Genomic DNA, 12,255 nt, shown 5'->3' with positions numbered 1-12,255 from the left:
AGAAAAACATCATACTATGACAAAAGCCAAAAAACTCATAGAAGTTGCCTTGCCGATTAAGGAAATCTCGGCAGAGAGCGTGCGAGACAAATCTATCCGTCACGGACATATATCAACTTTGCACCTGTGGTGGGCACGCCGTCCACTGCCTGTATGTCGTGCGGTCATATTTGCCAGCTTGGTACCCGACCCTTTGGACGCCAACTGTCCGAAAGCTTTTTGTGATGCCGTACAAGATATGTTGGCAAACAATTTGCTCTATGCACCTTATCCTGATATTCCTTATACTGCCATCTATGACCCGATGCCGGATACACTTCGCAACCGTCTATTGATGTTTATTGGTAAGTTCTCACACCAGTGTCAACTGAATATGTTGGCTGGAAAATCAACACCATCCAAAGACCAAATACAAGAAGGCTGTTTGATCAAATGGGAAAGCAAGAACGACCCAGTTGTGCTTCGCTTGGCCCGTTTGCTGATATGGGTGGCTTATAATGCCGAGCGTCATCCGGAGGCATCTTACAAAGAACTGGCCACAGAGTTTGATTTGGCTTTCAATGCTATCAAAGAAGCTGAAAATAATTTGTATAACACCCCTAACCGTCATCTTGCTTCGGCAGATGTAGAAGTTAAAGAAACGGCCTTGCAAGCCGCTATAGAGAGTTTCCAAAATCGGATGCCAAGCGTATTCGACCCCTTTGCTGGCGGTGGTGCCATCCCATTGGAAGCAGCCCGACTGGGATGTTGTTCGTATGGTAACGACATTAATCCGGTGGCACATATCATAGAGAAAGGTTCTGTAGAATTCCCGCAAAAGTATGGCAAGCCCATCACTTATACCCACGAAGAGTTTATGGCTCTTTACGGTAAGGAAGGAGTAAAGCTTTATACAGAGAAGTTTGGCGTTATGCCTACAGGTAATGTGGAAATACCAAACCGCCTTTCGTTTGATGTGGAATTTTATGCCAAGAAATTATTGGCTACGACAGAGGCTGAAGTAGGTCATCTTTATCCTGCAGATGAAAAGGGTAATAAACCTGTCGCTTATTATTGGGCACGTACTGCTACTTGCTCCAATCCATCTTGTAGGGCAGAGGTGCCTCTTTTGAAACAATTCTATTTGGCCAATACCAAGTCAAAAAAGGTATATCTGAATCCTATTATCAATGGAACGGACATTCAATTTGAAATAAAGCATGGGAAATATGATGAGAAAAATTTACCTGGATGGAATAATCGTTGTGTTTTAACTTGTCCTTGCTGTGGAAGTGTTACTACAACGGAACAATTGAAAGAACAGTTCAAGGCAAAAAAGACACGTGAAAGACTTCTTGCCGTTATAACTGAATCACCAATAGGAAAAGATTATCGTTTGCCTAACAGAGCGGAATTTGAATCTCTAGAGTACGTTCCTAAGAACCAAGAACGGCCAACAGAACGTATGGAGGTTGGTAATAATCGAAACTTTAATACTCCTGGTTGGGGAATTGAATTGTATGGTGAAATGTTTTCTGAAAGACAAATATTTTTCTTGAACAATTTAGTTCGTCAAATAAAACTATTATCCATACAGAGAAACACATCTTACGATAAAGCTTTAGCCACTCTATTAGCAATTCTTGTAGATAGAATAGCTATAGCCAACACATCTTTTGGTGTGTGGCATATAGGAGGTGAAAAATTAGAACGTCCAATGGGAAGACAAGCTATTCCAATGGTTTTTGATTATCCAGAATCAAATCCTTTTTGTTCTAGTTCTGGAAGTGCATTGAATCAATTAGAATGGTTAACACGTTATATTGAATCTGAGTGTGATTATCCTTTTGCCGCTATTTTGAAAAATGCATCTAGTGGAGAGAAATCACAATTTGAGAAAAAATCATTAAATGCAGTCGTAACTGATCCGCCTTATTACGATGCGATAGCATACGCTGATATATCAGAATTTTTCTATGTATGGCTTAAAAGAACATTAGGAACTTTGTATCCTTTAAATTTTGCAACTCCTCAGACTCCCAAAACCGATGAATGTACGGCCTTAAAGCATCATCACGGTAATAGCATTGACAAGGCAAAAGAACATTTTGAAAGGAAACTGACGGATATATTTAGAACTATAGAATATCAAACGAATGATATTGTGAGCATTATGTTTGCTCATCAAAGTACGGAAGCATGGACAACTTTATGTAATTCCATCATTGGTTCTCAGATGAATATAACGGGAAGTTGGCCTATGGACACAGAAATGACAGGAGCATTAAAATCGCAAATGGCTTATCTGGAAAGTTCTGTCACGGTTTCATGTCGTCCTTCTGAACGCAATGGCTTTGAAAGTTTTAAACGAGTAAAAAAAGCTATTGAAGCCAAAGTTACCGAAGAAGTAAATGCACTTTATGAACTTGGTTTCCGTGGTGCAGACTTGCTTACCGCTTGCTTTGGTCAAGCTGTAAGCGAATTTGGTAAATATGAAACAGTAGAAAAAGCTGACGGCAGTGAAGTTACAGTGGGTGAGTTATTAGAACTTGCTAAATTATCCGCTTTCAATGCTCTTTTGCGAGGTTTCGAAGGTTTGGATGAATACACCCGTTTCTACATCGGTTGGCTACAGATGAATGGCATGGGCGATACAGATTTTGACGATGCCGCCAAATTTGCTCGTGTGGGAATGAGCGTAAATATCAGCGACATCTTTGACAAGCATCTACTTATCCGTACAGGCAACAAGCAACATTTAGCAACCTACAAAGAGCGTGTAGTGAAAGACAAACTCGGTATAGAAGCCAGCGACCCATTGATTGACCAAGTACACCGGGCTATGGACAATTGGCATAGTGGTGACCGAGGCAAAATATTACGACACATCAAGATAGTTGGCAGCGAAGCAAGCAGTCCTTTCTGGCGAGTATTGGCATCATTGAAAGAACTGCTTCCCGAAGGTGATGATTTGACACAAGTACAAGGATTGATTTCCAACTCTGCCGACTTGATACAGCATTGTAGTGACGAAATAACCTATACCCAAGGAACATTATTTGAATAACCCGTTAATACCTGAAAGTTATGAATGACAAGATACATAAAGCATTAGGCATATTTTTGGATGCCATGCGTCCATTTGTGGTAAGTTTCTTACAGCAACATTTCCCTAATGAACCATGGGAAGGATTGTTTTTTGCCAGATTAAAACCGGCAAGACAAACTACTTGGAACCAAGCCATGAGAGCACAAGGCGAAAACCAATCGTGCATGTATTTCATTGACTACAACAACTTGCCGGATTTCGCCATTGGATTCAAACGGGAATTAGGATTGGAATTTGAAAATCTCGACAAAGCCAACAAGTTCATCAGCTATTTGCAAGAACTAAAGGACATCCGTAACAAGTGTAACCATTACCAAGCCTTGGACAACGAAGAGATAGAAGGTGCCTATCTCTACATCAAACAAGCCGCCAAGTTAATGAAGATGGACGAACTGGTGACGGAGATAGATAACATCAAGGGACAGACACAAACGATAGTCCAACCAACCGCGACTATACCTCAACCTGTCACCAACATACAGGTAAATGCATTGCGTGAGGATGCACCTATCCCAGCCTGGTTTACCAACGTATATCCTCACTATGATATTCGTAACAGTGCTTTGGATGAATCGGTATTTGCAGCAAGCCTGAGCGAAGTGGCCTTGGGAATCGGTCAGGAAGTCTATAGCAATCCTACGATGTTCTTTGAAAAGACTTACGTTACAGCCGGACTTCGCGATATTGCAAACCGGGTTATTCGCGCTTTGAATGGTGAAGAAAGTGAAAACCGGGTTGTATCACTCCAAACGGGTTTTGGTGGTGGTAAGACACATACCTTGATTTCACTCTTTCATATAGCCAATGCAGGACGTTCATTGCTGAATTCGGCCTATACTGCCAATTTGTTGCAAGAGGGTGTAGTTCCCAATTTTGATAACGCCAAGGTTGCTGTATTCACGAACAATACAACCGACGTAGTACAAGGGCGCACTACCAACGAAGGTATCACCATCTATACCCTATGGGGAGAACTCGCCTATCAGTTGGGAGGAGTGGAAGGATATAATAAGGTACGTGCCAATGATGAAAGCAGGACGGCTCCGACATCTTCCATTTTCAAACCTATCCTAGAACAGCATACTCCTTCGCTGATATTGGTGGATGAGCTGGCCGACTATTGCAACAAAGCCAATGGAACGATTGTGGGCAAAGGAACACTTTATACACAGACTGTAAGTTTCTTGCAGACATTGACCGAATCGGTTGCAGCAGTTCCCAAATGTGTATTAATAGCAACCCTGCCAGCCAGTGCAACTGAAGTGGCATCATCAGAAATCGGACAACAAATTCTTTCGTCCCTTGAAAACCGCATTGTACGTGTGGGTACTGGTATAAAACCTGTAGATGACGAAGAAATCTTTGAAGTGGTTCGCCGTCGCCTATTTGAAAACGTTGGTAATCCAGAGGTGATAGAACAGGTATTGACACGATATAAGAATACGTATCATAACAGACGTTCGGACTTACCAGTCGAAGCAGACCGCACGGATTACATCAACAAAATGCGCAAGGCATACCCGTTCCATCCCGAACTGATAGATATGTTCCGCTTGAAATGGGGTAACGACTCGCGCTTCCAACGAACTCGTGGTGTGTTGCGCTTGTTGGCGTCTATCATCAAAGACCTTTGGAATCGCAGAGGTTCATTGAGTGGTTCACAAGCATTGATACATACTTCTGATGTCAACTTGACCAATCTGCCTACATTGACGAGTACAATTACCAGCTTGATGGGAAGCCAGTGGGAAACGGTGATGCATGCTGATATCATCGGAACATCAAGCAATGCGTATAAAATTGACAATGAAGATCCACAAAGCAATACTTTCAAATACAATTTAGCACAAGGTATCGCAACAACACTATTAATGGGCAGCATCGGTGGCTCACAAAGCAAAGGATTAAGCATCGAACAATTAAAACTTTGTATGCTTCGTCCATCAGCATTCCAGCATAGTGAAATTAATAATGCACTCAACAAATTGGAGCGAGTCGCTTATTATTTATATGCCACAAACGTTGGCACTAAGAGCTATTGGTTCCAAGCCAAGCCTAACATTAATATATTAATTAATAGTGCCAAGTCAGAAGTTTCTGCCAACGATGTAAAGGCCGAAATACTGAAACGCTTGAATAGCCAAATCAATGGAAACAGTCAACTTCGAGTATTGATAAATCCGTCCAGTGATGTTCCTGAACAGAAGACGTTGACATTGGTCATATTGAGTCCTGACTATGCCACACAAGCGACTTCCATCAGCAAGAAGGTTGAAAACCATGTAGAGCAGATAGCTACGAAGAAAGGTACAAGTCAACGTATTTTCCGCAACACCATTTTCTATTTGACTTGTTCGGAAAGCCAACTTGGATTGTTGCAATCCAAGCTGACAGAGTATTTGGCTTGTGAACGGGTGCAACACGAATACAGTGGTCAGTTGGATACAGATCAGAAACGGGACATTGCAGATAAGAAGAACGAAGCCAATGCACAAGCCAATGCACAGCTCATCTCTGTCTATAACATAGCCATGCGCTACTCAGTGACAGACGGATTGGAAGCTGTTGAATTGCGTGACTTTGCTCGCGATATGCAAACGCAAATCACTGAAAAATTGCTGGATGCCATTATTGAAGAAGAATGGCTGATACGTTCTATAGGTATAGGAACACTGAAAACGAATCGTCTGTATCCGACTATCGACAGCCCAATCAATGTAACAGCATTGTACGAAGCATTCCTGCAATACGATGATAAACCAATGATAACAAGTCGTGATGCTGTTGTCAACACGATTCAAAAGTATTGTTACAATGGGGAATTCAACGTAGCATTCGGTGAAGAAGGAAACTATTCACGCATCTATCATCGTGAAGATGTCTTTGGATTGAATATTGAAGACCGTCAATATTGGTTGGTGGATAAATCCGTTATGCCTAAGCATGAAGAATTATCTAACACTGAGGCTGACACTTCTACGGGTAGTGAAATACCCGCAACTGATACTGCGGAAGGACAATCAGGCGAGACGCCAGTTCCTATTGTTCGCAAGTTCAAATCTATCAAAGTTTCCGGTAAAGTACCTGTTGAGCAATGGACGCAGCTATTCTCTAGTTTTGTTGTTCCATTAAGCCAAAATAATTTGGAAATAGAAGTTTCATTTAAAGCAAAATCAACTTCATCCAAACCGCTCGATGAATCTGCACAGATTTATAAAGTAGTGAAGGAATCTGCCCAACAATTGGGGTTGAAGTTGGAGGAGGAATAAAAACGTTAATAAAATGAGCGAACTATTGTCTAAAATATCGTCTTATAATTTATACAATTATCTTCTTGTAGGTTTTGTATACAATATGTTATTATGCCATTATACCCAACTTGGATATGTGGACGAGAGTATTTTAAAGACTCTCATTGTGTGCTATGTGATGGGATTATTTATTGCCAAATTAGCATCTCTTTTTTTGGAACCACTTCTTATTCGGCTTCATTGGAATAATAAGAAGTTCTTAAAATGGAGAAATAAAAATGAATATTTGGAAGCATCATTTAAAGATGCAAAAATACCTATTCTTTTGGAGGAAGCTAATGTTTGTAGAAATATTGCTATGGCCATATTCGTGTTTTTCATATGTCTCTTATATGATAAATACGTTTCAATATATATATCTATGATAGTTGCAGAATGTTTGTTTTATGTCATAGCTTTTTTCATTTGTATTTTTTCCTATAAAAAGAAAATTCGACAAATTAGTGACCGAATAGATAAAAGCCGCTCTGCATAGTTTAGAGCGGCTTTACAAATTACGATAAAAAACGATTTATAACATCAGTTATATCAGTTAGCACCTCAACATCACCATTCTCGTTTATGTAAATATGACCATTACTAGTCTTTCTTTGATAAACAGGTTTATCTTTAGTAGATAGATTATTGTTACCTTTACAATATTCAGAAGTACTATAGCGACTATCAACTGTTCTTACATCATCGCTTGACAGAGACTTTTCGGGGATGATATTCAATTTATTTGTTTTTCCATCCTTCATCGATGAAAACAAATCAACAGAAAAGGATGATTTCAAACCATGATGAGGGCAAATAAGAAAATCTACTCCATTTGCTAACTCTGTTCTAATGGATTCTGCATAAGAATTTCTTATGGATGTTTTTTTATTAAGAAATTCACCCATTGCCAACTTCTGCAAATCTCCAGGTAAGAAAACACGATAATTCCCGAATGACAAGAAGGATACTATACTTACGTTATTTGTATAACTCTCATTGAGAAGTTCTGAGTTGTTTTCAACATCTAATGGCCATAAATAACCTATTTTAAGATGTTCACTATCAAAACTTCTTAACGGTAAATTTCTTCCTATCTTCATTCGTTTTAAATATTTCACATCAGGATCGTCAGGAGTTGTAATTTTTCTCCAATTAATATTTTGAGGATTTCCATTCGGTGATTTAGAATTGGGCGTTGTCAACAAATGTGCATAAAAATTTTTATCAAATTCCTGTATATCAGAAATATGATCTTTGTGTGGATGACTAACAATTAATTGACTAATACCATATCTATTATTTCTATTTTTCAATCTATGCTCTCCTCTTTTTTCATATAAAGGTAAAAGAAAATCATTAACTGGTGAAAAGTTATTTCCTTTCCCAATATCAAATACGATTCGAGTTGTTTGATGTTCCGCATAAACACAAAGTGCGCTTCCGACATTAAATACTACTAATTTCATATATTTACCCTCTTGGTGGAAACGGATCATTGCCATAAGAATCCTTTTGGCGAATACGACCATCTTTTCCATGAATTACTAACTCTGATTGCATATTCCGTGCAATCGTACGGGCTACAACCATAGCTTCTCTCTGAGTATCGGTAACCTTTGTATATCGAGAATTACCCTCCCCTTTCACTCCCCATTTAGTACCAACGGGGACAACATGCTGATTTTTCTTTATCATAAGAAAACTTTTAGCATTAATAAATTGTTAATGAAATACGGCGACAAGAACTTGCCGGAGGGTTGTAGATAGGCAACAAAGGAGGCTGAAATTTGTAAAAACCAAATAAAAGCCTTACCTTTGCAGCGTATTTGTAAGAACGACAGGTGACTATTCTGTCGGAAAATATTACAACCATATTAAATTTTCTGGAAGGAGAGGTTACTTGGCGGTGCTTTCTCCTTCTTTTTTATAGTCACAGTACTACTATTTCATCGGCCTAATCTATATTTACGTTCAACAATGTTTCAAGTTCACTCAATGCTGATTTGCGGCATTTGCGGATTGGTGTAAAATCCATTTCTCCAACAAATCCTTTTATACTTATGCCTTTCAAGTAAACTTTGTTAGCCCGTTTGAACAGAGTTTGGATTTTGTTAAAGGCATTATCACCTGATAACTTTGGAACTTCATTCAGTTTCAAATATCTGGAAAGTCCTGCTATGTCATCCAAAATCCAGTCCTCTATCATACGTTCCACTTTAATCTGGCAGAAGTTCTGTATCTTCAATGCTTTTACTTCACGTTCCACCTTCTTCCAATCAACGATGGGGCGTTCTGCAAATTCAAAGACATCGGTGTCGTAGCTGCAACAAACTGCTTTCACTTCCATACCTTTCTTGCGAGCCTTAGGACAAATCTCATTTTTAAGCTTGCCTATAACCTTGCTTGTATATCGGGACACACCTTTTAAATTCTTCACTTCACATGAATGAACGGGAGTAGAAGAATGATTCCGATAGTATTCCAACAGGCCTTCGAAGAATATCTGGTCCGTGTCTCCTTCGACGAATATAACTATATGTGATTTTGATTGTCCTTTTCCCATTACTTGAAATATTCGTTAATCAACTCATCGTTACAATCCATGTCAAGTAACATCTCAAACATATATTCACCCACAGAGACTTCTTCCGCTGATGCATTCTTCAATACCTTGGCTACCTTATTGGGTTTGAGGCTTCGAAAATCGGCAACCCCCAATTCGGTAGGAATACCAAATTTCATCTTAGTCGGCTCCAAATACTTAATCAAATAAGGTGAATGGCTTGTAATCAGCACTTTGGTATCGCCCGCTAATTGCACAATTGCCGTTAACAGGTTCTGCAATAGTCTTGGATGTACGGAATTCTCCAACTCTTCCAACAAAAGCAATGGAATCTTATTTATTTCCGCAGCTATCACCAAAGTTAGGATAAAGAATATTTTCTTTGACCCTGAAGAAATGCGACTGATGGAAGTATATTGGTTATTGTATCTTTCCTTTACACGAACATCGTAAAAGGTTTCCGGTAAACGGAAAGGCAAATCTTTCGTTTCCTCCTCTTCTACATCTTTACGTAAATCTATTTGTACAGGTTCAAAATCCTCAATTGTTACCAATAGTCCCGTTACTACATCTTTCAGTAATTCGTATTTATTGGGAGCAAGTTTTTTCAAACTATTTAGATAATAGCCAACTTTGGACTCACGAGGATAATCCAAACTTAACTCATTCACATCATCGTCCGGTGCTATCATGTTAAACAAGCTATCCGGATGTTGCAAAGTGCCTATTTCCCGAACATCCAATCTGTTCAATTGACGAATAGAGTCAATATAGAAAAGGTCATCAAAATTAGCCAATTTATTTAATGCCAATATATTGTTATCGACAAGAAGTTGTTTGGAACAACGGCCAGTTGGTGAAGCCAAATAATAAGCAACATTCGTATCTTCACGATTGATATAACTTCTGAACTTCAAGTCATCATCTGATTTCATTCTTAAGTATTCACCTATAATTCTGGCGCCATCATCTTTTGAGGTCTTCCACCACTCAAAAGAATAGCCGTAAACAAAGCTGAATGTTTTCTCTCCATTAGAAAATTCTCCTTCCAATTCAAAAGAAAACGGAGTACCTTCCAAAGCTGTATTAATGGGTATGAGAGAACGATTGCGCATCAATGATAACTTTCTCTTTAAAGAAGCCTCCATAAAAAAGACACCGAAATCAATGGCACGAAGCACATTACTTTTGCCATAATTGTTAGGCGCAATCAATGCACTTAAATCATCCAAAGATATTTCGACATCCTTCAGATTGAAAATACCCGAAATTTTTATTTTATTGAGTTTCATGCTTCACTTATTTTAAGTTTGTGCAAAGATAGATGTATTTTTCAACACAACAAATAATATGGTAAATTTCTTTTCGTTTTTTATTTTATTTAGAGCTAATCACAAAATATCTGCCTTTTTCAAGAAACATTTCTTTGCGTAATAACACACATCGATTTTACATGAAAAGATTTCAGAACTTGAATATAGAACGGATGGTTTACTTGTTTAGATTACATTCAAACGACCTAATGCATCTGCTAACTTAGTCACCAACTTAGGCACTAACTCAGACACCAACTTAGACACTACCCAGAAAACTACCCAGAAACTTTCCAAGATGCAGAAAGATATTTTGGCTTACTTGGCGATAAATCCTGCTGCATCTCGTAAAGATTTGGCCTTACATATAGATAATTCAACAGAGGATGGTATCAAGTATAATCTTGATCGCTTAAAGAAATTAGGACTTATACAACGTGAGGGTGCTGCCAAAGGTGGACATTGGAAAATTGTAAATGGTAATGAGTGATTGCTGAAAATAAGCAAGATTAAAAAAGGTCACAAAAAAAGGTCACAGTGATGACCTTTTTTATGACCTTCTTTTCGATGTTTATAGATGGTTTGTCTACATAATCCTCTACTCAGCTTGCTGATTCCAGTGTACACTCCACCCGTGTGATTTATCACTTCGGGGAATTAGGCTACCCAACTATGTTTTTGTGTGGATAACGGGCAAGCCCGAACGTAGAAATGGGATGGAAAAAGAGATACCGCATTGACCTCTCGTTTCAGGTGGTGCAATGCGGCTTTTCTTACGCTTAATAGGAAGTGTTATCCCCAAATATGGAAAAGCTTTTTGTCAAGATTACGGGTGACGAACTCCATGGGAAGCTTGGCATAGAGTTCGGTTGTTCTGATGGAAGAATGTCCCATCATTACCTGCAAAACTTCCTTAGGGATTCCTTCGCCTAAACTGATGGTACAGGCAAAGGTGTGGCGGGCCACATGGGTGGTCAAAAGAAAACTGCAACCGAGAGCCAAACCGACACCTTTCAGGAATTGGTTGTACTTTTGGTTGGAAGTGATGTGAAGTTTGTAGTCGTTCCGTTCCAAAATCTTTTGGGTATAGGGAAGGATTGGGGTGATGAATTCCTCTCCTGTTTTCATTCGATGCCCATCAATGTAAGCATGCCCATCTACCGTGATGATGTGCTGGGTATAGTCGAACGACTTGGCATCGCTATACGCCATGCCCGTAAAAATTTGGAAGAGGAAGAAGTCAAGGTATTTATTGGCTACTCTGTCTGCAGACTCTTCACGAATGGCAATCAACCGTTTTATCTGGTCTTTGGTGAGATGTGGGCGTTTGCCCTTCTCACCACGTTTGTCTTGGAAGCGGTTGTATGGATTCTCTTTGATAAGCCCCAAACGGAAGGCTTCGCTGACGTAACTCTTGAATCGTTTGTGATAATTGTGGATGGCTGCCTGACTACGTTCAATGAGCTTGCCTGTAGATGTGTAAGTCTCTTCTTCACGAATGAACATATCAAATTCATAGATGTGAGTAAGGGTTACATCATCGAATGTCTTGAATTTGCCGAAACGCTGAAGGGCTTTATAAGTGGTCAAATGTCCCTTGCGCGTTCCTTCTCTCATTTTGCGGGATTGAATACGTTCGCGCATCCATGCCATGAAGTTGCGTCGGTTGCTGCCATCTGATGACAGATAGGTTTTGAATTGTTGGGTGGTCATATCGTCACCATTTACTTCCATAGCAATGATGATACGTTCAAACTCCGTTACCTTCTTTTGAATCTGTTCGTTGAAAATGGCTGCCTTGGGATGGTTGATTACCTTACCATCCAGCCATTGAGTGGCATTCAGAAAGATACCGATTGAAAAGTAGAAACGTTCACGACCCAGACAGACAACGATTTCTACGGCTGCACAAGTGGTATCACTTGGCTCAGCGGAAATTTCTGGTTGTTAAGTTTTAAAATTAGCTACCTTTGCTTACCTTTGTTTTATGAAACCCGAACG

The 12,255-nt window shown here is 39.4% G+C and carries 9 protein-coding genes; 4 read left to right on the top strand and 5 right to left on the bottom strand.

Annotation, left to right across the window (positions count from 1 at the left end; all coding sequences use genetic code 11):
* Positions 1–16 precede the first annotated feature (16 nt).
* Genes RE317_RS09195 through RE317_RS09185 form a run of 3 tightly spaced genes read left to right on the top strand, consistent with a single transcriptional unit; the run spans position 17 to position 6,874 of the window.
* Positions 17–3,046 (top strand): DUF1156 domain-containing protein, encoded by a 3,030-nt coding sequence (locus RE317_RS09195; RefSeq protein ID WP_032953490.1) that lies wholly within the window; start codon positions 17–19, stop codon positions 3,044–3,046.
* Positions 3,047–3,066: 20 nt separating this feature from the next.
* On the top strand, positions 3,067–6,357 hold the full coding sequence (locus tag RE317_RS09190; RefSeq protein ID WP_303266235.1) for an ATP-binding protein: 3,291 nt from the start codon (positions 3,067–3,069) through the stop codon (positions 6,355–6,357).
* A 13-nt stretch (positions 6,358–6,370) separates the two neighbouring features.
* Positions 6,371–6,874, top strand: a complete 504-nt coding sequence (locus RE317_RS09185; RefSeq protein ID WP_117856012.1) for a hypothetical protein — start codon at positions 6,371–6,373, stop codon at positions 6,872–6,874.
* Between the two features lie 19 nt (positions 6,875–6,893).
* On the opposite strand, the gene RE317_RS09180 is transcribed toward RE317_RS09185, so the two are convergent.
* From RE317_RS09180 to RE317_RS09165, 4 genes are all read right to left on the bottom strand, one after another.
* On the bottom strand, positions 6,894–7,844 hold the full coding sequence (locus tag RE317_RS09180) for a hypothetical protein (RefSeq protein WP_081028108.1): 951 nt from the start codon (positions 7,842–7,844) through the stop codon (positions 6,894–6,896).
* Positions 7,845–7,848: 4 nt separating this feature from the next.
* Entirely contained in the window at positions 7,849–8,073 is a 225-nt protein-coding gene (locus RE317_RS09175) for a DUF2188 domain-containing protein (RefSeq protein WP_227195500.1), read from the bottom strand.
* A 259-nt stretch (positions 8,074–8,332) separates the two neighbouring features.
* Positions 8,333–8,941 carry a hypothetical protein gene (locus tag RE317_RS09170; RefSeq protein WP_032953486.1) on the bottom strand — a complete coding sequence of 203 codons (609 nt, stop codon included), beginning with the start codon at positions 8,939–8,941 and terminating at the stop codon, positions 8,333–8,335.
* Complete coding sequence (locus RE317_RS09165; RefSeq protein WP_032953485.1) at positions 8,941–10,233, bottom strand: AAA family ATPase; 1,293 nt, start codon at positions 10,231–10,233, stop codon at positions 8,941–8,943. Before RE317_RS09165 ends, RE317_RS09170 begins: the two co-directional genes overlap by 1 nt.
* Before the next feature lie 319 nt (positions 10,234–10,552).
* On the opposite strand from RE317_RS09165, the gene RE317_RS09160 reads away from it, so the two are divergent.
* Entirely contained in the window at positions 10,553–10,744 is a 192-nt protein-coding gene (locus tag RE317_RS09160; RefSeq protein WP_050505491.1) for a MarR family transcriptional regulator, read from the top strand.
* 302 nt (positions 10,745–11,046) lie between these two features.
* Here RE317_RS09160 and RE317_RS09155 read toward each other — a convergent pair whose 3' ends face one another.
* The gene (locus RE317_RS09155) at positions 11,047–11,988 is read right to left on the bottom strand and encodes a site-specific integrase (RefSeq protein ID WP_237470993.1); all 942 of its coding nucleotides are present in this window, start codon (positions 11,986–11,988) and stop codon (positions 11,047–11,049) included.
* Between the last annotated feature and the right edge of the window lie 267 nt (positions 11,989–12,255).

The organism is Phocaeicola sp. GP0067, from assembly GCF_031119655.1.
GTDB classification, from domain to species: Bacteria; Bacteroidota; Bacteroidia; order Bacteroidales; family Bacteroidaceae; genus Phocaeicola; species Phocaeicola vulgatus.
Note: the sequence above shows the minus strand (reverse complement) of the source record. Positions and strands in the feature narration are given on the sequence as shown.